The following is a 19,888-nucleotide window of genomic DNA, read 5'->3' as shown; positions in this document are numbered from 1 at the left end:
TTGATGGCCAGCCCACTGCAGCAATTACCCGGCGAGCTATTTACCGCACTTCAACGCTTGGTGCCGCAACACACATTATCTCGACTGCTGGCAAAGCTGGCAGAAAGCCAAACCCCGTGGCTGAAGCGCATGCTGATCGAGCGCTTTGTGGCAGCTTACGACATTAATTTGGAAGAGGCATTGGAGTCGGACACTGAGGCCTACTCCAGCTTTAATGCCTTTTTTACGCGCCAGCTCAAGCCAAATGCGCGGCCACTGAATGAGACCCCAAACACCATTACCAGCCCTGCCGACGGCACTGTTAGCCAAGTGGGTTACCTGGACGGAGAAAAGCTGATTCAAGCCAAAGGCAAGACATTCAGCGCCTCTACCCTGCTTGCCAGCAGCAGCGACGCCCGGCTGTTTGAACAGGGGGCATTTACCACTATCTACCTGTCACCACGAGATTACCATCGTGTGCATATTCCAGTGGATGGAAAACTGAAGCACTGCCGCTATGTTCCTGGCCAGTTATTCTCGGTGAACCGTGCAACTACAACCCATATTCCCAACCTGTTTGCCCGCAATGAACGCTTGGTGTGCTTATTCGAAACCCCAGTGGGCAATGTAGCGGTTATTCTGGTTGGAGCAATGCTGGTGGCTGGCATTGGTACGGTTTGGCAACCCCGTTATTCACCCAACCCCAGAGGCATTATCGAGCAACCCTTTGACGGTGAAGCCAACACTGTGCTCAAAAAAGGCGACCAACTGGGTCACTTTGACTTTGGCTCAACGGTGATTATGTTGTTTGAAAAAGACTCTATCGACTGGCAAGTATCTCTGACCAGTGGGACAACAGTAAAAATGGGAGAAAAGCTGGCTGAGGCCGCATCCGTGAATGCCCCTGCCTGATGATTGCTAGCGCCCTAAAAAGCGCTCTTTCAGACTGCCAATAATGCCGTTGGATGAGGTGGCTTTTAATTGCAGTGATTCCGGCGTCAAATCCGACACATCAAAGTCGAAACGGGAAGGCTCGAGGTCTCTAGCGATAGCCACTTTTTCGGCAGTGCGCATCAGTGGCTGGCGCTCTTCCAATACTGCGTTAACCGCTTTCTGGTCTTTGAGGTCAACCACAATTTTTTCACCATCACCTTGGCGATTAGCGAGTAACGCAATTTTTGGCGTCAGGCGTGAATCCGGGTCTTGCTCTACCACAACACCAATGTCACCAGTGGTTAATTCCACCATAGTGCCAGTGGGGTAAAGGCCGATGGATTGAATAAACTGCAATACTAAATCTTCACGGAACTGACGGTCGCGCATGTTATAAATCAGGCTAACCGCGCGAGAAGCCGCTACCGGCTTCGCCGATTCCCTAGGGTTCGATATGGCATCATATACCGTGGCGATACCGCACATTTGAGCCAACAGAGGAATTTTGCTGCCAATCAATCCCTCCGGATAACCACTGCCATCAAAACGCTCGCAGTGGTGACGCACCACAGAAATGACTTTTGCTTCCACCTGGTGGGTGTTGCGCAGCATTTCTACGCCGTATTCCACAAAGCGGCGATACTGGTGCTCTTCCTCAGGGCTGCGGTTGCTCTTTTTCAGCAACTCTTTAGGCAAGCGCATTTTGCCAATATCTTTTAACAGAGTGGCCGTGCATAGAACTTGGATATCGTCTTTTGGGGTGCCGATAAAACGGGCAAACTGCACCGCCCAAAGCGCCGACCGCAAACTGTGGTCGTAGCTTTCCTGGTCTTTACGACGCAGCCGCATCAACCAGGTGAATGCATCCGGGCAGCGCAATACACTATCTACCATGGAATTTACCGAGCGACGTACCGTGTCGTAATCGATTTGTTTACCCTTGGACAGCTGCTTGGCGAACAACCCAAGATTGCCCTTGAGAGTAGTAAAAGCGCGGTTGGCCTGAACCAGCTCTTTGCGCATAGGCGTAACAGTGGCGTAGACTCCGTACTTGATCTTGAGCGGAACCTGGCCAATCCGCTGGGCACTGGCTGCCGCTTTCTGCACGGGTGCAGGTCGGGCATGGGCCTTTTTAGCACCTTTTTCAGGGGCCTCACCTTTGTGAATGCGGGGTATTGGATTCGGCTTGGCCGCATTGGCGGAGCGGCCTTTGGTGACATCGATATAGACGTAGTCACAATAGGCGCGCAAATTTTCAATATCCAGGGAAGAACGAACCAAAAAGCCCTGGATAGGAAACGGGGTTTGGGTCCACGGTCGATCGAGCCCGGATACAAACATACCCAACGCAAGCTCGTTCACGTTAACCTGAACTGGCTTAATACTCATAGCAACTGATCTGTAGTGACTGTTCAAATTCTTTACCCACATAAATTGGCTACATCACCAATTCGGCAGGAAAAGTAATTCTTTACATCACTAAGATTAGTCCCAATACCATTCAACACAAGGTACTAGAGTCAACCGGTCACTTTTCAGGCGTAAGTGGGAGGCTCGAACATCAGTTTTTGTGGTATTTCGCAGACAATTCGTGAACTGCGTCAACAAATGCTCCAGCGCACTCAGGATCTACAGACGGGGTAATTCCATGACCCAAATTAAAAATATGGCCATTATGTTGGCCAAAACTGGCCAAAATTTGCCCCACTTCTTCGTGAATTCGTTGCGGCGAAGAATACAATACAGCCGGATCCATATTGCCCTGCAAGGCCACCTGCTTTCCTACACGTTGTCGAGCCTGACCAATATCTGTTGTCCAATCCAGTCCCAAGGCATCGCAGCCCGTATCAGCCATCATTTCAAGCCATTGACCGCCACCTTTGGTAAACAGAATAACTGGCACCTGGCGACCTTCCGACTCTTTGCTGAGCCCTGTCACAATGCGTTTCATATACGCGAGAGAAAACTCTTGATAAGCATGGTGTGACAGCGCACCACCCCAGCTGTCAAAAATTTGTACCGCCTGGGCACCAGCGGCAATTTGCGCGTTTAAATATTCAGTGACCGAATCCGCCAATTTGGTGAGCAACAGATGCAGTACTTCCGGCTGCTGATAAAGCATTTGCTTGGTTCGCGCCCAATCGCGACTGCTGCCACCCTCAACCATGTAAGTGGCCAATGTCCAGGGGCTGCCGGAAAAGCCAATCAAGGGCACACGGCCATTCAGCTCACGGCGAATGGTCTTTACCGCATCGGTCACATAGCCAAGATCGCGCTCGGTATTGGTGACTTGCAGGGCCTCAACTGCTGCAGCATCTTGTACCGGCTTGTGAAATTTCGGCCCTTCACCGGTTTCAAAATAAAGCCCCAAACCCATCGCATCTGGGATAGTCAAAATATCCGAGAACAGGATAGCCGCATCAAGAGGGTAGCGTTCCAAAGGTTGCAACGTCACTTCACAAGCCAATTCTGGCGATTGGCACAGTGACATAAAATCCCCAGCTTTGGCGCGGGTAGCTCGATATTCAGGCAGGTAGCGCCCAGCTTGACGCATCATCCATACTGGCGTTACGTCCACAGGTTGGCGCAGCAGGGCACGTAAAAAGCGATCATTTTTCAGTTCAGTCATTGGAAAATCTTTTAGGCACGTACAGTTTGAAGGGTTTCTTGCAGCAGAGTATCGCTGTAATCACTGGTAACTACCGCTTGACCAATGGCTTTTAACAGCACTAGCCTAAGGCCACTATCCTGGGCTTTTTTATCCACTGCCATCAAATCAAGTAGCTGTTGCGCAGAAAATTGGCTTGGGGCTTCTAGAGGCAGATTAAATCCCTCGGTCAGCTGCCTTAAACGCTCTAAGCCCCGGGGCTGAAGCCAGCCTAAACGCACCGACAAATCCGCCGCCATTATCATACCGGCAGCAACCGCCTCGCCGTGCAGCCATTGGCGATAATTGCCCGCCGCTTCAATAGCATGGCCAAAGGTATGACCGAAATTCAATAGGGCGCGTATACCCCCTTCCCGCTCATCCTGGCTGACAATTTCCGCTTTATTGCGGCAGGAGCACTCGATGGCATAAGCCATGGCATCGCCGTCACCACTTCTCAGCAATTCGCGATTGTCTTCAAGCCACCGAAAAAATAGTTCGTCATTAATGGCACCGTACTTGATCACTTCCGCCATGCCAGCCTGCAGTTCTCTTTCCGGAAGAGTAGTCAGTACATGGGTATCAGCAATAACCGCTTGTGGCTGATAGAAAGCCCCAATCATATTTTTGCCAATGGGATGATTGACTGCGGTTTTGCCGCCGACCGAGGAGTCAACTTGGGCAAGCAAGGTGGTGGGCACTTGAATAAAATTTACGCCCCGCTGATAACAGGCGGCAGCAAAACCGGTCATATCGCCCACCACTCCACCGCCTAGTGCGATTAAAGTAGTTTGGCGATTGTGACGCTGCTCAAGCAGGTGGGTAAAAATCTGATTCAGAGTATCCAGGTTTTTGTACTGTTCCCCATCCGGCAATATCACCTCGTCTACCCGATAGTTGCCAAGTGCTTGTTTGACCTGCTCCAGATAAAGAGGTGCCACTGAGTTATTGGTAACAACACAAACTCTCTGCCCTTTGATATGGGGCTCGTAATACTCGGGGTTCGACAGTAAATTGTCTCCGATGTAGATCGGATAACTGCGATCGGCAAGATCAACGGTTAATGTACGCATAGGTTTTAAAAGGGCGTTCACAGGCTCAGATAATCAGGGCGCCACTCTATCACAGAGAGGCGGTTTAAAGGGCCAAATAAGGGCGCAGTTGCTCTGCAAGTTCTTCAGCCGCCAAGTGAGGACGTTGATCGCGGGATGTACTAACCACATCAGCTACCTCTTGGTACAGTGGTTCTCGCTGCTCCATCAATTTTTCTAACACGTCACGAGGATTGTCTACTTGCAGAAGGGGACGCTTGCGGTCCTTGCGAGTACGCTCCAATAGCTGCTCAATAGTAGAGCACAGATATACCACTACACCCTTTTGTTTGAGTATTTGACGGTTCTCCGCAGCCAATACTGCACCTCCACCTGTGGCCAATACGACTCCGGATTGCTCTGATAACTGTTGCAACACCTGGGATTCCCGACGGCGAAACCCCTGTTCACCTTCCACATCGAAGATCCAGGTAATATCGGCACCACAGCTTTCCTCAATAGCCTGGTCCAGATCTACAAAACCCATTCTCAAAGCACTGGCCAGTTGCCGTCCAATGGTAGTTTTACCGGTTCCCATTGGGCCCACCAGAAAAATATTATTTGTATATTTCATAACTAAGATAGGTTGCAAGCTTGTGTTTACATAATGCAACGCTATCAGCGGATCCAAGGAACTGCAAACAAAAAAACCGGAGGCAAGCCTCCGGTTTTTTTCAACTACAGCAATTACTGATTTAGCGCATCATCGATAATTTTCGGCGTGATAAAAATCAGGATTTCCGTCTTTTCGTAGCGCTCACTCTCATTGCGGAACAATCTACCCACATAAGGGATATCACCCAACAGTGGTACTTTGCGAGTATCTCTGCGTTCATCCAGCTGAAAGATACCACCCAGTACGATTGTCTGGCCATCACCGACAAGGGCCGTGGTTTCAATACTGGTAACATCAATAATCGGCACGGTACTGTTCGCCAAACCAATAGCCTGTCCACTGACCGCATCCTGAGTAATCAATAAATCCATATTAATGCGGTTATCCGGAGTAATTTGCGGCGTTACCTGCAACTGCAACAGTGCTTCCCTGAACTGGAGGCTGGCGGCACCACTTGATGTAGCCTCAAGGAATGGTACCTCCTGACCGGTACGGATTGTTGCTTCTTGCTTGTCCCCGGTGGTAACACTGGGCTGAGCTACGACTTCACCATGCCCACCTTCCTCAAGTGCACTTAATTCCAGATCCAGGAAAGCATTTTCGGAAAGGAAAGCCAAGGCAAAGCTGCCGGTAGGCTCATTAACACCGAGATCAACACCAACCAGCTCTGTCAGGGTTAAATCACCACCGCCCAGACCATTTTCGAAAAAGTTCAGTACGCCACCGCCACCGCCGTCATCAGCATCACTGGAAGCAAAACCACTGTCCTCACCAGCCAGACCAACAGTATTACCATTGAGGCTAGCTGCTCCACCAAAGCGCCACTGAGCACCCAATTCCTCACGGAAGTCACTATTGGCAGTGACAATACGCGCCTCAATTCTCACTTGGCGGATGGGAATATCCAGTTCTTTGACCAAGCGGCGGAAGTTGGCAATATTATCGTCGGTATCTGTGATAATAATGGTGTTGGTACGAGAATCGACTTTCAGCTCGCCGCGATTCAAAGAGCTACCATTTTCCGCAGCCTCTGTGCGATACAACTCAAAAAGCTCTTCCGCATTAGCATAGCTGATACGAATATACTCCGTGCGCAGTGGTGCTAGCTCTTGAAGCTGTTTGTTGACTTCAACCTGTAAGCGTTCCTGCTCAGCAATATCCTCGGCCAAACCCACGTGGATCACATTGCCTTCCTGACGCTTGTCGAGCCCCTTGGTCTTGAGAATTACGTCGAGAGCATGATCCCAAGGCACATCATTCAAATTCAGGGTGATATTTCCATCCACTGCGTCAGACACAACGATGTTGATGCCCACCTGATCGGCAATCACCGATAACACAGCACGTACAGATACGTCCTGGAAGTTCAGAGTCATTTTTTCGCCAGTGTAAGCGAATTTAGAGCGCTGCTCTTCCAACTCTTGGGGAGTCAGGGGCTTTACCTCGATAACATACTGACTGTCCACCTGGTAAGCCGAGTATTCATACTCGCCTAAAGCACCAATGGCAACGTGAGTCGTGGAGCCACGACGGGAACTGTCAATGGATTTAACCGGTGTTGCGAAATCCACCACATCCAAACGGCGATCCAGGTTCTCCGGTAAACCAGTCTGATAGAAATTCACATGAATTTCATTGCCTACCTGATTGATATCAATATTCACATTGGGGTTGGACAAATCAATAATGACGCGGCCTTCACCACCCTCGCCACGCTCAAAATCCACATTGGCCACAGAGGACGATCCGGGAACATCACCGTTGTAACCTGCTGTATGTACTTTGGTGGCCTGAGATACTTCAGCCACCTGACTTGCGGTGGCACCCACCTCCAACGTCAGTACATTGCCTTCAACGCGCGAAGTGTAAGGAGTCATTTGTTGTAAGCTGAGCACCACTCGGGTGCGTTCACCGGCACTCAATGCGGTAAAGCTGCGCGCATTTTCAAAGGACAAGGAGTAGCGCTTTTGTTCCAAGTTGCTCTGGACACCAGGAAAGTCCAACACCAAACGGGCGGGGTCAGCCATCGCCAGATCACTGGGCTCTGGAGGCGCTTCTGAGAATGTCATTACCACCTGAAAGCGATCACCGGGAAGGGATGCAAAGTCCACATTATCCAAGGTAACCGGAGCTGCAACTGCCAGTGCGGATATTGCCCAACAGGCGAAAGCAGCAAATAGTGTGTTCATTGTTTTGTTTTTATACCTATTCATACTTACTTCCCCAACCTGATTATTCCTTGACCTCTAATGACAAAGTGCGCGGTTTTTCCAACCAGCCACCTTTGCCATCGGATACGATTTCAATCACTTGCAATTTGCCTTTGCTGATAGACGTAATGCGCCCGTGGTTCTTGCCAATATAGTTGCCCACTGTTACCCGATGAATAGTGCCAGTACCATCATCCAACAAAGACCAAATCTGGCCTTGCTGCGTCATAGAACCCATCATCGAAAGCGCCGAGAAACTGAAGTCTTCCAAATACTCGCGCACGCGATTTTCATCGGGCTTAACAGTTTTCTTGCCACTGGTATTGCGCACGAAACCAGGAATGATGACTTCTGGCTCTTCGAATGGGCTGCGTAACAAAAACGCATCGTACTTGGCGGTTTTGTAGGGCTGGGCGGTAGGCAGCGGATCAATCTGGCCACCAGTTTGTTGCTTTTGCTCTGCCATATACTGACGCAAATCCTGATGGCTGCTGTCACTGCTACAGGCAGCTAAAGACAAAGCTGCCAGAAGAAGAGAGCACTTGTGAACTTTACGCTTCATGCTTATTCCTCCCCCTCTTCGGCTTTGTAACGATAGGTTTTGGCCTTAATTTCCATTCTCAGCAAACCACTGTTTTCGTCCACCCTGGCAATTTTGAAATCATGCAGGGTTACGATACGCGACAACGCAGAAATGGTGCTCACAAATGAACCGAAATCGTGGTAGCCACCTTCAACCACCACATCCATAGGCTGCTCGATAAAGAGTTCAGCGTCCCGTTCAGGGTTCATGGCGACGTTGGCGACGACACCGCTACTGCCTCGGCCCGCGTCGTAGATTTCATCTACTAAGTTGGGGATATCGGTATCCTTGGGCAACTGGCTTTTAAGGTTATTAAACGATTCTTCCAGCTCGGCCATTTGAGTTTTCAATGCTTCCAAGTTGGCCGCATCAAAAGCTTTCTTTTTGTAGTCCTGTTTCAATTGGCGCTCTTTTCTGACGTCAGAAGCCAATTTAGTGTTCATGTCACTAATATAGAGGTAGTAAGTACCCCCCAAAACCAGTAAGACAACAAACAGCAGTGCAACTGCTTTATAGGCCGCGGGCCAGACACCGAGGTTATCGAGTGTCAACTCCGAGGTATCGAAGTTCTTCATCTCCTGCAAGGAGTCAGACAATGCCATTAGCCTTCTCCTCCATTATTATTGTTATTCTCGCCACTGGCATCATCTGCCAGTGAGTTAGGTTTGACTATAGAAGCTTTAAACTCAAACTGGGTTCCATCCTCTCCCAAGGTTTCATCTTTACCCATGGTCAGCGATCCCGCTTTGTCAAACTTTTCCGATTCATCCAGGCGACGCATAAAAGATGAAACACGTGCATTGGATTCTGCAAAGCCCACCAAGGACAAGCTAGATTCGTTGGTCAATTCCATTTCGGATAAAAATGCCCCATCTGGAATCGCCCGGGCAAACTGATCAAACACCTTCACTACTTCAGCGCGGTTACTTTGTAGCCCCTGAATCACGTCCATACGAGCCAACCACAGTTTTTTCTTCTCTTCCAGTGTATTGATCTCTCTCAGATCGTTTTCCAGAAGCTTAATGTTGTCCTGCAGCATTTGGTTGCGCTCTCGCTGGTTATCGATGCGACCTTCGACCACGGAATGCCAGACAAAAGCAGCCAGCAAAGAAACAATCAGTACCAGCATCAAAATGCCAAGAAATTCTTTTTTCTTCTCCTGGCGCTGCTCTTCCCGCCAGGGGAGTAAGTTAATCAGTGCCATTATTCAAAACTCCTCAGCGCAAGCCCCGCTGCCACCAACATGGCTGGGGCATCGTTTGCCAAAGCCACCGCATTCACATTTTTGGACACAGACATACCGGCAAAAGGGTTGGCTACCATAGTAGGCAGCCCCAGCTTTTCTTCCACCTCATCTCTCAACCCCTCCATGGCAGCCACACCCCCAGCGAGCATCAGCTGATCCACGTAGTTGTATTGACTGGAAGAGAAGAAAAATTGCAGAGAGCGGGAAATCTGTTGAATAAGGGCTTCTTTGAACGGGTCGAGGATTTCAGACTGATAGTCCTCTGGTAACCCACCCTGTTTTTTGGCTTGGCCCGCTTCCTCAACAGAAAGGCCGTAGCGCCGCTGTATCTCTTCGGTAACCTGTTTGCCACCAAACAGCTGTTCCCGGGTATAAACAGTTTTGCCATCCACCAACACGCTGAGCGTCAGCATAGTGGCACCGATGTCCGCAATCGCCACTACTTGGCTTTGCATATCCTGATCGCCCTGAGCGAGTAAGCTAAAGGCTCGCTCAACCGCATAAACTTCAACGTCCACAACCCTTGGCGCCAACCCTGCTTCAACCAACGCTTCAGAACGCTGATCAATGTTCTCTTTGCGGCAAGCGGCAAGTAGTACATCTACTTGATCGGGATTGCTCTCGGAAGGCCCAAGCACCTCAAAGTCGATGGCGACTTCGTCCAGCTGGTAAGGAATGTATTGATCCGCTTCCAGAGCGATATGGGCCTCCATTCCCTGATCACTGAGACCAGAAGGGGCTTCAATCACCTTGGTAATTACAGAGGAACCAGAAACAGACACAGCAACGTCTTTAAGCTTACTGTGAGACTGATTCAGTAGCTTGCGAATATTCTCCGCCAAGACACTGACATCATTGATGTTTTTCTCCACCACGGTATTGGCGGGAAGAGGTCTCACCAGATAACTTTCAACCCGGAGCCGGTCGCGGGTGCCACTGAGCTCCAAAAGCTTCACGGCTGAGGAAGTAATATCCAACCCCAACAAGCTTTTTGGGCGTTTATCCAAGAACTGTAATAATCCCATTTTTATTTTCTTATCCGTGGGTTATATGACATTGCGATAAACAACTTTAGTTACTTGGCACAACTTTGCAAGCACTTTTGTTTATCACCGATGCTGCCTCTATAATGAGCGCCCTTTGCGTCCAATCACATCAGAAACAGATGAAGTTACCCTCAAAACCGCTAATCGGCTCCCTGATACGCCTGACCATCGCTGGAATCGGCGGGCTATTGCTAATAGCGGCAAGCCTTTACCTATACCTTAGCCCTAAATTACCCACCGTTGAAACCCTGAAAGCGGTAAAACTGCAAACGCCTTTGAGAATTTATTCACAAGATTCGAAACTTATTGGTGAATTTGGTCAGCAGCGGCGCAACCCCATTGCCTACGAGGATATTCCTCAAAATCTGGTGTACGCCATTCTGGCAGCGGAAGACAGCCGCTTTTTTGAGCATAAAGGCATAGACCCCAGAGGGCTGGCACGAGCCGTCAAGCAAATGGTAGTGAGCGGCCAGCGCCAGGGCGGCGGCAGCACATTGACCATGCAGGTAGCGCGCAATTTCTTCCTCAGCAAAAAGAAAGAGTTCACCCGCAAGTTCAATGAAATCCTGTTGTCGTTTCGCATTGAAGATGAGCTGACCAAAGAAGAGATATTTTCTCTTTACGCCAACAAGATGTTTTTGGGTAAACGCGCCTATGGCGTGCAAGCTGCCGCCAACGTGTACTATGGCAAAACAATCGACGAGCTGAGCCTGGCACAAACCGCCATGATCGCCGTCCTGTTTCAGCTGCCTTCCACCCAAAACCCCATCAACGACCCAGACTCCTCGCTGGAAAGGCGCAACTGGATCCTCGGCCGCATGCACACCCTGGGTCGAATCAGTGAAGAGGACTACCAAACAGCCGTCGCTGAGCCTGTAACCGCCACTTATCACGGCCCCCGCACTGAACTCAATGCGCCTTACGTATCTGAAATGGTGCGCCTGGAAGCCAAACAGATTGTTGCCAACCTGAACCGCAGTGACGCTTACCAGGACACCCCCATCGACATGATGAACGATGGCCTGCGTATCTACACCACACTGGACAGCACCTTGCAAAAGAGCGCACGCCGCTCACTGCGTGATGGGCTGGTCACTTACGACCAACGCCACGGCTATCGCGGCCCGGAGCGCAACTACAGTGATTCAGAGCAATGGCCGCAAGTGCTGAAAGACACGCCCGTGGTGGGCGATCTGATCCCAGCTATTGTCAGTAATATCCAAGAACAGCAGCTCACATTGCTAATCCGCTCTGGCGAACTGGTTACTCTCAACTGGGAAGACGACCTCAAACAGGTGCGTGGTTTTATTACCACTAATCGCTACCGCAAATTCAAAAGCGTGGCTGAAGAGTTTACGGTTGGCGATTTGGTGAGGCTCAAACAAAAGACCAGAGGTGGCTGGGCGCTTTCACAGATACCCCGAGCACAATCAGCACTGGTGGCCCTATCCCCCGAAGACGGCGCCATCAGATCTCTGGTAGGCGGGTTTGATTTTGACCAAAGCCAATACAATCGCATCACCCAGGCCAAGCGCCAACCCGGCTCCAACTTCAAACCTTTTATATACACTGCCGCCCTGAACAGTGGTATGACCGCCGCTTCTACCATCAGTGGGGCCAGTATTTCCATGGCAGACAGTTTGCTGGAAGGTTATTGGCAGCCGGAGAACGACGGAGGCGAGGTGTATGGGGAAACCCGTATTCGCAAAGGCCTGTACAAATCCCTGAATACCGTCTCCATACGCTTGTTGCGCACCATTGGCCTCAATGCGGCTATCAATGGGGCCTCTCGGTTTGGCTTTGACCCCAATGCCTTACCAGATAACTTTACCTTGGCGCTGGGCAGTCACGCGGTACCACCACTGGAGGTAGCCAGAGGCTACGCGGTATTTGCCAATGGCGGTTACCTGATAGATCCCTACCTGATTGAGCGGGTGGAAGACGTTTACGGCAATATCTTGTTCCAAGCTAACCCTGCTCGGGTACCTCAAGAAATAGCTGAAGAAGAGACTCAACCACCAGAGTCTGCCGTTGACCAACTGGATCTGGAGCAGGCCGAACAGGAGCTGGAACAACTGGGTATCGACATTTGGGCACAACAGAACAATAGCGATTCGGGTCAGCTCGACGAACAGCCGCAACAAGAAGCAGAGGCCGATTCCAGCACAGAGTCTGAAGCCGAAGCCAAGCCCGAATCAAAAGTCGCTCCGCGAGTCATCGAGCCCCGCATCGCCTATATTATGGATTCGATATTAAAGGACGTTATTCGCAAAGGCACGGGGGTTAAAGCCAAACAACTCAAGCGCAACGACATCGCGGGCAAAACCGGCACCACTAACGACGCCAAAGATGCCTGGTTCTCCGGCTACAGCCCCCACATTGTCGCCACCGCCTGGGTGGGCTTTGATGACAACAGTCCGCTGGGCAGCCGCGAATACGGCGGCTCGGCAGCGCTGCCTATTTGGATCGAGTTTATGCGCACCGCGTTGCGGAACCAGCCGGACGAGCCACGACTACAGCCCGACGGCCTGGTTCAGGTTCGCATCGACCCCAAAACTGGAAAGCGCGTCAACAGCAGCCATCCCGGCGCTGTTTTCGAAATATTTCGCCGGGAACACCTGCCCCCTGAGCCAGAGAGCAGTGTTGGCGGCAATATTGAGCGAGAATTGCTGAACGAAGAATTGCTTTAGCTACCTGCAAGAATGGTCAACCACGGGGTAGCACCTGCCCCTACCCCAACAAAAAACGGGTTGAGCAGCGAATCCTTTTGGTTGCAGCCAAGCGCCTTGCCATCCAGGCCAAGCACCTTGCCGCCTGCCGCCTCTAATACTGCTTGAGCAGCGGCGGTATCCCATTCACAGGTGGGGGCAAAGCGCGGGTAACAATCCGCGTTACCTTCAGCAATCAGGCAAAACTTTAACGAGCTGCCTACCTGAACCAACTCCACCTCACCAAAGTAGGCTTCTATATTCGCCAATGCCTGCCTACCTTCCTCAGAACCGTGACGCCGACTGGCAACCACCTTCGGGATCTGACCGGCTTCAAGCTGGCGGCAATGAATAGGCTTCTGGTTTTTAGTCGCCCCTATTCCATCAGCGCCCATATATACATCGCCGGATACCGGCACAGACACCACCCCCAATACTGGTCGACCCACCTCTATCAACGCCACATTTACCGTGAATTCGCCATTGCCGTTGATAAACTCTTTGGTGCCATCCAGTGGATCAACCAGCCAATAACGCTGCCAACGACACCGCTCAAGAAACGGAGTAATGTCACTCTCCTCAGAAAGCACCGGAATATCCGCGATTTTGGGCAAACCTTCAACAAGCACTTTATGTGCAGCCAAGTCTGCTGCGGTTACCGGAGAATCATCACTTTTTGCGGTCACCTGCCAGCGGTCTCTCTGCTCATAAACCGCTAGCGCCGCCGCCGACGCCTGCTGCATCAACGGTTCCAACTGTTCCAAATACTGTCGGTACATAATGTCACTTGTTCCCATCGCTTACCCCCTTTACAACCTGGAGCCAGGGTGCATACTGTGGGCCTTTTATCATCGAAAGCCCAACATTGAACAACACCTTCAACTGGAACGCCATCGACACCGTGCTGCTGGACATGGACGGCACCTTGCTGGATTTGCATTTCGACAACCACTTCTGGCTCGAATACCTGCCACAACGCTACGCTGAGCACCACGGCCTCTGCCCCAACCAAGCCACTAATGAACTTCACGCCCGCTTTGAAGCCAAGCGCGGCACCTTGGAGTGGTATTGCCTGGAACATTGGTCTGAACAGCTGGCGGTGAATATCCGCGAACTCAAGGAAGAAATAGACCACCTGATTCAGGAGCGCCCTTTTACCCAAGGTTTTCTCGATTATCTGGGCGACGAAGGAAAACAACGCGTACTGGTAACCAACGCCCACCCGGATAGCCTGAGCCTGAAACTACAGATCACCGGCATTGGCGACAGGCTAGACCGTATTATCAGTTCCCACCAATTTGGAGCCCCCAAAGAAGAGCAGACCTTTTGGCAACAACTGCACCAACAACTGGGGTTTGATCCACAACGCACCCTGTTTGTGGACGATACCGAGCGCATCCTGGAAGCCGCGCAACAGTTTGGCATCAAACACCTGCTGTGCATTCACCAGCCGGACAGCAAAGGGGTACACCGCAATATCGAACGCTTTCCCGCCATCAACCACTTTGACGAACTGACCCCCAGCAACTATCACCATCATGGATAAAGTACGTATCGACAAATGGCTATGGGCCGCGCGCTTCTTTAAAACCCGAGCCTTGGCAAAAGCCGCCATAGAAGGCGGCAAAGTTCACATTGATGGCCAACGCACCAAACCCAGCAAAGAAATAACCACTGGCACAACACTTCAAATCAGACAGGGTTGGGATGAAAAAACCGTAGAAGTGATTGCACTATCCGACCAGCGCCGAGGCGCACCGGAAGCAAGCCTGCTGTATCGGGAAACCGACGCCAGCATCACTCAGCGAGAAGCCAATGCGGCACAGCGGAAAGCGTTAAAAGGCGGGGATGCCGCCCCACTCAAGCGCCCCACCAAGAAACAGCGGCGACAAATACACGGCTTTTGGGAAAATCAGGATAGATAGCCCTATTTACTGATCAAAATGTAGACAACTGCGGCAAACTTCCCTACAGTGCGCGTCCCGAAAAAGCATGCCACCGGCCGTATGAGCGACAGCGACAAACTGCACCGTTTTATTTTCGACCACTGTGATATCCGCGGTGAGATTACCACTCTGGAACACAGCTACCAGCAAGTTCTGCAAACCGCCAATTACCCAGAACCTGTTCAACAGCTGCTTGGGCAGTTCCTGGCCGCGGTAAGCCTGCTCAGCGCGACACTGAAATTCGATGGCGTCATCACACTGCAGGCGCGAGGCGACGGTCCACTGAGCCTGATCGTGGCTGACTGCACGCGCCACCACAACTTACGCGCCCTGGCAGAGTTCGACCCAGAATTCAGTTTTAGCAGTGGCCAGGCACTGAGCGAGCTAATTGGCAACGGTCAACTGGCGATTACCATCGACCCCAGTAAAGGGGAACGCTACCAGGGCATTGTTCCACTGGAGCAACCCTATTTGGCCAGCTGTTTGGAAGACTATTTCAAACAATCCGAACAACTGCCAACCCGAATATGGCTGAGCGCCGACAAGCAGCGTTCTGGCGGCCTGTTTCTGCAAGCCTTGCCGCAACAAAACGCCAGCGAAGAACACAACACCGAGCAGTGGCAACATCTGACCCAATTGGCGGAAACCATTACCACTGACGAGCAGCTGCATCTGGATCACCAGCAACAGTTGTTTCGCCTGTTCCACCAAGACAATGTGCGCCTGTTAGATAGTTCAGACTTGCAATTTGCTTGCAGCTGCTCTGAGCAGCGCACTTTGAATATGCTGGTTAATCTGGAGAAAGCCGAACTGCTGTCGATTTTGGAAGAGCAGGGCCGAATCGAGGTCAATTGCCATTTTTGCAACCAGCTTTACCGCTTTGGTGCTGCGGATATTGACCACCTGCTTTCAGGGGAGTCACCTACTCTCCACTGAGATCAATAAAAGGCGTCGTCAAGTCCCGCTCAATCTGCGATACTTGGCGTCTTTTTTTACCCCACGAAGGGAATCCACTGGGGGCGACGGTTGGGGTACCCTGCCGCACCGGCTTTTAAGAGCACGAATTAAATACTGTTACAGCAAACTGAAGACCCGGAAGGATCAATACCAATGACCCAAACAGAAGACTCTGCAACCATGGTGCTGACAGACCCAAGCGCAGCTCAGCTTATCGAGCAAGCCATTGCACGGGGGGAAGGCACCCTCTCTGACACTGGTGCTTTTTCAGCCATCACCGGCAAACGTACCGGCCGCTCCCCTGGCGACCGCTTTGTGGTAGAAGAGCCCAGCACCGCAGAAGCCATCGACTGGGGCAGCGTTAACCGCCCGTTCCCGCAAGACAAATTCGACGCCCTCTGGGATCGTGTATCCACCTACCTGGCAGAATGCGACCGCGTTGTGCAGCACCTGCACGTAGGCGAAGATCCAGAACACTACCTGCCCGTTAAAGTGTCCACCGAAACCGCTTGGCATGGTCTGTTCGCCAAGAACATGTTTATCAACCCCACCAAGTTCAACCCGGCGGGCAAAGAAAAGTGGCACATCCAACATGCCGCCAACTTCGTCTGTGACCCAGAGCGCGACGGCACAAACTCCGAAGGCTGCGTGATTATCAACTTTGCCCAGCGCAAAGTACTACTGGCCGGCATGCGTTACGCGGGCGAAATGAAAAAGGCCATGTTCTCTGTGCAGAACTTCCTGCTGCCAGAGAAAGACGTTATGCCAATGCACTGTGCTGCCAACGTGGGCGAAACTGGCGACGTATGCCTGTTCTTCGGCCTCTCCGGCACCGGTAAAACCACTCTGTCTGCCGACCCAGATCGCTACTTGATCGGCGATGACGAACACGGCTGGGGCAAAGGCTCTGTATTCAACTTCGAAGGTGGCTGCTACGCCAAGACCATTAACCTCAGCAAGAAGAACGAGCCCGTTATCTGGGACGCGATTCGCTTTGGTGCCATCATCGAAAACGTGGTGCTGTCTGCGGACACCCACACCGCAGACTACGACGACACCTCTCTGACTGAGAATGGCCGCTGCAGCTACCCGCTGCACCACGTAGATATGCGTTGCGAAGCCAACCGCGCTGGCGAGCCCAAGAACATCATCTTCCTGACCTGTGATGTTTCCGGGGTATTACCACCGGTATCCATCCTCTCCAAGGAAGCAGCCGCCTACCACTTCCTCAGCGGTTACACCGCTCGCGTTGGCTCTACCGAGCTGGGCGCTGAAGCGGGCATTCACCCAGCGTTCTCCACCTGCTTTGGTGCTCCGTTTATGCCCCGCCCTGCCGGCGTTTATGCAGAGCTGCTGATGAAGCGCGTTGAAGAGTTTGACTCCAAAGTGTATCTGGTGAACACCGGCTGGACCGGTGGTGCTGGTGGTGCCAATGGCACCGGCTCACGCTTCCCGATTCCAGTGACTCGCGGTATTGTTGCCGCCATCCAAAACGGCGCCTTGGAAAATGCGCCTACGGAAACACTAGACCTGTTCAACCTCACCATCCCAACCGCGATCGTGGGTATCGACAGCAAATACCTCAACCCACGCGAAGCTTGGGAAGACAAAGCCGCCTACGACGAACAAGCACGCAAACTGGCTGGGTTGTTTGTGGAAAACTTTACCAAGTTTGATGTTTCTGATGAGGTTGTTGCGGCGGGGCCACAGCTGTAAATAACAACTCCTCTCAAACAAAAAAGAGCGCCCTAGTGGCGCTCTTTTTATTCAAGACTGTCTCAGCAGACTAACCAAACCTCTTCACAATTACTCAAAACGCTCTAAGCTCACAATGCCTAAACATTAGAAAAATTAGAGCGCATCGCACTTTCATACTAGACATTAATAATAGTTTTTTAAACGCAGTTAATCTTAAGGGCTGAAATGAGTTCCACCTAACACCGCTTCTGTCACCCTACAAGTATCGTCACTTAAATAAAGCGCCACATTTTTACCACTTGCATAGGCTGTCAGCAACGTTGCGTGCATTGCATTCAGCCCAGGGTGGTCAGGGTATATCGAGGCATAAGTTCCACCATAACCACTCTGTGAGACACAATTATTTAACGACGGGGAAAGCCGAACATTTATGCCACCATTTGCTACAACAACTATTCTGGTTACCTTTGATGCCACAGTCCAGCCCGGACCATCAGCAAAAGATGGGGTTATTCCAAACATCAAGAAAATAGTAAACACAAAATATTTTTTCATTTTTATATCTCCATTTTTTGAGCTTCCCAAAATACTTCTCTGAAGGTTTACCATAAATGTACTGGGGAGCCGGCCGATAAGCCGGGTTCTGTCGTGGGCAATCATTCCTCTAGGGCGTGCGTCACCACACACCTCCAGCAACCTACCCGCCCACAGTGCGGGTCACACCTGTAGTGGGCCTATTTGGTCTTGCTCCGAACGGGGTTTACCATGCCGCAAACGGTTACCCGTTGCGCGGTGCGCTCTTACCGCACCCTTTCACCCTTACCGGTTTTCCGAAGAAAACTTAGGCGGTCTACTCTCTGCTGCACTTTCCGTAGGCTCGCGCCCCCCAGGCGTTACCTGGCGTTCTACCCTATGGAGCCCGGACTTTCCTCCCCCCATCTAATGACGGGCAGCGATTGCCTGGCCGACTCCCGGCGCGGATGGTACTACAGCTGCGAGCACCGAGCTACGGGTGGCGAGCAGATAGCCCATCGCCAATTATTCCTCTACACTCGCGCCCACAGAAATTGCGAGGCATCTATGTTCAAACTCGGTCTGATTATTAACCCCCTAGCTGGCATCGGCGGCAGTGTCGGTCTGAAAGGCAGTGACGGTGCCGATACAGTACGTGAAGCACTGGCCCGTGGCGCCGAGCCCAAAGCTGGGCTGCGTGCCTTGCAGGCACTGGAGCCACTCAAAGATCTGGAGTTAGAAGTTATTACTTACCCCGCTGAAATGGGGGCAGATATCGCACGCCAGGCCGGTTTTGAACCCAAAGTTATTGGCACTATTGAAACGGGCGCTACCACCGCTGCCGATACTGAGCGAGCCGCAGTGGAGTTAGCGAATCTGGGCATAGATTTGTTGCTGTTTGCAGGCGGTGACGGCACCGCCCGAAACCTTTGTAATGTCCTGGACAACCAGATACCCGTGCTGGGCATTCCCGCCGGCGTCAAAATTCACTCTGGTGTCTACGCGCTCACGCCAAAAGCAGCCGGACAGCTGGTGGCCGAGTTGGTACGCGGTGATTTAGTAGGCCTCGGTGAACAAGAGGTCAGGGACATCGACGAAGACGCCTTTCGCGACGGCGTGGTACGCGCCCGCTACTACGGTGACTTAACAGCGCCACAAGAACACCAGTACATACAGAGCGTTAAAAATGGCGGACGCGAATCGGAAGAACTGGTATTGGACGACATCGCCGCTGACTTTGTGGAGCAAATGGAAAATGATGTGCGCTACATCATGGGCTCCGGCACTACCGTCGCAGCCATTATGGAACACTTAAAGCTCGCCAATACACTGCTGGGCGTGGATGTGATTGAAAACGGCGAACTGGTGGCCAGCGACTGTACAGAGCAACAATTGCTGGAATTAACGGAAAGCCACCCCAGCCAATTAGTGATTACCATCATCGGCGGCCAAGGCCATATTATTGGCCGGGGTAATCAGCAGCTTGGCCCACGACTGTTAAAGCACCTGGGCCGCGATAACCTCTACGTGGTAGCCACCAAAACCAAGATCAAGGAGTTAGAGGGCCGCCCGTTAATTGTTGATAGTGGCGACGAAGCGATTAATCGCATGCTTGCCGGTTTAATTCCAGTGCATACTGGCTATCACGATGCTATTTTGTACCGAGTCGCTGAGTTTTAACGCTGCGACACAATATGCATGGCAACCTGTTGTCC

At 51.6% G+C, this 19,888-nt stretch carries 18 protein-coding genes and 1 other RNA gene; 7 read left to right on the top strand and 12 right to left on the bottom strand.

From position 1 onward, the window contains the following. Nucleotides 1-3 precede the first annotated feature (3 nt). Nucleotides 4-891 (top strand): phosphatidylserine decarboxylase, encoded by an 888-nt coding sequence (psd, locus tag KFE80_12585; GenBank protein ID UTW45183.1) that lies wholly within the window; start codon nt 4-6, stop codon nt 889-891. Between the two features lie 6 nt (nt 892-897). Here the strand turns inward: psd and KFE80_12580 are convergent, their stop codons facing one another. From KFE80_12580 to KFE80_12540, 9 genes are all read right to left on the bottom strand, one after another. Continuing rightward, nucleotides 898-2,301, bottom strand: a complete 1,404-nt coding sequence (locus tag KFE80_12580) for a DUF3391 domain-containing protein (protein ID UTW45182.1) — start codon at nt 2,299-2,301, stop codon at nt 898-900. Between the two features lie 172 nt (nt 2,302-2,473). Continuing rightward, nucleotides 2,474-3,541 (bottom strand): uroporphyrinogen decarboxylase, encoded by a 1,068-nt coding sequence (gene hemE, locus KFE80_12575; protein ID UTW45181.1) that lies wholly within the window; start codon nt 3,539-3,541, stop codon nt 2,474-2,476. Nucleotides 3,542-3,552: 11 nt separating this feature from the next. Then, entirely contained in the window at nt 3,553-4,632 is a 1,080-nt protein-coding gene (gene aroB, locus KFE80_12570) for a 3-dehydroquinate synthase (GenBank protein ID UTW45180.1), read from the bottom strand. Between the two features lie 64 nt (nt 4,633-4,696). After that, nucleotides 4,697-5,224 (bottom strand): shikimate kinase AroK, encoded by a 528-nt coding sequence (gene aroK, locus KFE80_12565; protein ID UTW45179.1) that lies wholly within the window; start codon nt 5,222-5,224, stop codon nt 4,697-4,699. 113 nt (nt 5,225-5,337) lie between these two features. Beyond that, nucleotides 5,338-7,479, bottom strand: coding sequence for a type IV pilus secretin PilQ (gene pilQ, locus KFE80_12560; GenBank protein UTW45178.1), 2,142 nt, complete (start codon nt 7,477-7,479; stop codon nt 5,338-5,340). 19 nt (nt 7,480-7,498) lie between these two features. Beyond that, a complete protein-coding gene (locus KFE80_12555) occupies nt 7,499-8,038 on the bottom strand; it encodes a pilus assembly protein PilP (GenBank protein UTW45177.1) in 540 nt (179 codons plus the stop codon). Nucleotides 8,039-8,040: 2 nt separating this feature from the next. Next, a complete protein-coding gene (gene pilO / locus KFE80_12550) occupies nt 8,041-8,661 on the bottom strand; it encodes a type 4a pilus biogenesis protein PilO (GenBank protein UTW45176.1) in 621 nt (206 codons plus the stop codon). Then, entirely contained in the window at nt 8,661-9,263 is a 603-nt protein-coding gene (locus KFE80_12545) for a PilN domain-containing protein (GenBank protein UTW45175.1), read from the bottom strand. Before KFE80_12545 ends, pilO begins: the two co-directional genes overlap by 1 nt. Then, complete coding sequence (locus KFE80_12540; protein ID UTW45174.1) at nt 9,263-10,330, bottom strand: pilus assembly protein PilM; 1,068 nt, start codon at nt 10,328-10,330, stop codon at nt 9,263-9,265. The genes KFE80_12545 and KFE80_12540 overlap by 1 nt, the downstream gene beginning before the upstream one ends. A gap of 140 nt (nt 10,331-10,470) precedes the next feature. On the opposite strand from KFE80_12540, the gene KFE80_12535 reads away from it, so the two are divergent. Further along, nucleotides 10,471-13,041, top strand: coding sequence for a penicillin-binding protein 1A (locus KFE80_12535; GenBank protein ID UTW45173.1), 2,571 nt, complete (start codon nt 10,471-10,473; stop codon nt 13,039-13,041). Here KFE80_12535 and cysQ read toward each other — a convergent pair. Next, nucleotides 13,038-13,838: a 3'(2'),5'-bisphosphate nucleotidase CysQ gene (gene cysQ / locus KFE80_12530; protein UTW46729.1), complete on the bottom strand. Its 801-nt coding sequence runs from the start codon at nt 13,836-13,838 to the stop codon at nt 13,038-13,040. The genes KFE80_12535 and cysQ overlap by 4 nt on opposite strands. 134 nt (nt 13,839-13,972) lie before the next feature. On the opposite strand from cysQ, the gene yrfG reads away from it, so the two are divergent. The 4 genes from yrfG to KFE80_12510 all read left to right on the top strand — a co-directional run bounded on the left by yrfG (nt 13,973) and on the right by KFE80_12510 (nt 17,678). After that, on the top strand, nt 13,973-14,605 hold the full coding sequence (gene yrfG / locus KFE80_12525; GenBank protein ID UTW46728.1) for a GMP/IMP nucleotidase: 633 nt from the start codon (nt 13,973-13,975) through the stop codon (nt 14,603-14,605). Then, nucleotides 14,598-14,984 carry an RNA-binding protein gene (locus KFE80_12520; GenBank protein ID UTW45172.1) on the top strand — a complete coding sequence of 129 codons (387 nt, stop codon included), beginning with the start codon at nt 14,598-14,600 and terminating at the stop codon, nt 14,982-14,984. Before yrfG ends, KFE80_12520 begins: the two co-directional genes overlap by 8 nt. 81 nt (nt 14,985-15,065) lie before the next feature. After that, nucleotides 15,066-15,941 carry an Hsp33 family molecular chaperone HslO gene (gene hslO, locus KFE80_12515; GenBank protein UTW46727.1) on the top strand — a complete coding sequence of 292 codons (876 nt, stop codon included), beginning with the start codon at nt 15,066-15,068 and terminating at the stop codon, nt 15,939-15,941. 174 nt (nt 15,942-16,115) lie between these two features. Beyond that, nucleotides 16,116-17,678, top strand: a complete 1,563-nt coding sequence (locus KFE80_12510; protein ID UTW45171.1) for a phosphoenolpyruvate carboxykinase — start codon at nt 16,116-16,118, stop codon at nt 17,676-17,678. 195 nt (nt 17,679-17,873) lie between these two features. Here the strand turns inward: KFE80_12510 and KFE80_12505 are convergent, their stop codons facing one another. Together KFE80_12505 and rnpB are read right to left on the bottom strand one after the other, a co-directional pair. Further along, entirely contained in the window at nt 17,874-18,215 is a 342-nt protein-coding gene (locus KFE80_12505) for a hypothetical protein (protein UTW45170.1), read from the bottom strand. A 61-nt stretch (nt 18,216-18,276) separates the two neighbouring features. Further along, nucleotides 18,277-18,632, bottom strand: an RNA gene (gene rnpB, locus KFE80_12500) — RNase P RNA component class A. Nucleotides 18,633-18,740: 108 nt separating this feature from the next. On the opposite strand from rnpB, the gene KFE80_12495 reads away from it, so the two are divergent. Then, nucleotides 18,741-19,853, top strand: a complete 1,113-nt coding sequence (locus KFE80_12495) for an ATP-NAD kinase family protein (GenBank protein UTW45169.1) — start codon at nt 18,741-18,743, stop codon at nt 19,851-19,853. Nucleotides 19,854-19,888 lie beyond the last annotated feature (35 nt).

This window comes from bacterium SCSIO 12696 (assembly GCA_024397955.1).
Classification (GTDB): domain Bacteria; phylum Pseudomonadota; class Gammaproteobacteria; order Pseudomonadales; family Porticoccaceae; genus SCSIO-12696.
Note: the sequence above shows the minus strand (reverse complement) of the source record. Positions and strands in the feature narration are given on the sequence as shown.

Excerpts from the sequence above, each read along its gene's own strand:
- KFE80_12520 (UTW45172.1), top strand. The coding sequence starts at position 14,598 with ATGGATAAAGTACGTATCGACAAATGGCTATGGGCCGCGCGCTTCTTT.
- pilQ (UTW45178.1), bottom strand. The coding sequence starts at position 7,479 with ATGAATAGGTATAAAAACAAAACAATGAACACACTATTTGCTGCTTTC.
- KFE80_12555 (UTW45177.1), bottom strand. The coding sequence starts at position 8,038 with ATGAAGCGTAAAGTTCACAAGTGCTCTCTTCTTCTGGCAGCTTTGTCT.
- KFE80_12495 (UTW45169.1), top strand. The coding sequence starts at position 18,741 with ATGTTCAAACTCGGTCTGATTATTAACCCCCTAGCTGGCATCGGCGGC.
- aroK (UTW45179.1), bottom strand. The coding sequence starts at position 5,224 with ATGAAATATACAAATAATATTTTTCTGGTGGGCCCAATGGGAACCGGT.
- pilO (UTW45176.1), bottom strand. The coding sequence starts at position 8,661 with ATGGCATTGTCTGACTCCTTGCAGGAGATGAAGAACTTCGATACCTCG.
- KFE80_12535 (UTW45173.1), top strand. The coding sequence starts at position 10,471 with ATGAAGTTACCCTCAAAACCGCTAATCGGCTCCCTGATACGCCTGACC.
- KFE80_12505 (UTW45170.1), bottom strand. The coding sequence starts at position 18,215 with ATGAAAAAATATTTTGTGTTTACTATTTTCTTGATGTTTGGAATAACC.
- psd (UTW45183.1), top strand. The coding sequence starts at position 4 with ATGGCCAGCCCACTGCAGCAATTACCCGGCGAGCTATTTACCGCACTT.
- hemE (UTW45181.1), bottom strand. The coding sequence starts at position 3,541 with ATGACTGAACTGAAAAATGATCGCTTTTTACGTGCCCTGCTGCGCCAA.
- aroB (UTW45180.1), bottom strand. The coding sequence starts at position 4,632 with ATGCGTACATTAACCGTTGATCTTGCCGATCGCAGTTATCCGATCTAC.
- KFE80_12545 (UTW45175.1), bottom strand. The coding sequence starts at position 9,263 with ATGGCACTGATTAACTTACTCCCCTGGCGGGAAGAGCAGCGCCAGGAG.
- yrfG (UTW46728.1), top strand. The coding sequence starts at position 13,973 with ATGGACGGCACCTTGCTGGATTTGCATTTCGACAACCACTTCTGGCTC.
- KFE80_12580 (UTW45182.1), bottom strand. The coding sequence starts at position 2,301 with ATGAGTATTAAGCCAGTTCAGGTTAACGTGAACGAGCTTGCGTTGGGT.
- KFE80_12540 (UTW45174.1), bottom strand. The coding sequence starts at position 10,330 with ATGGGATTATTACAGTTCTTGGATAAACGCCCAAAAAGCTTGTTGGGG.
- KFE80_12510 (UTW45171.1), top strand. The coding sequence starts at position 16,116 with ATGACCCAAACAGAAGACTCTGCAACCATGGTGCTGACAGACCCAAGC.
- hslO (UTW46727.1), top strand. The coding sequence starts at position 15,066 with ATGAGCGACAGCGACAAACTGCACCGTTTTATTTTCGACCACTGTGAT.
- cysQ (UTW46729.1), bottom strand. The coding sequence starts at position 13,838 with ATGTACCGACAGTATTTGGAACAGTTGGAACCGTTGATGCAGCAGGCG.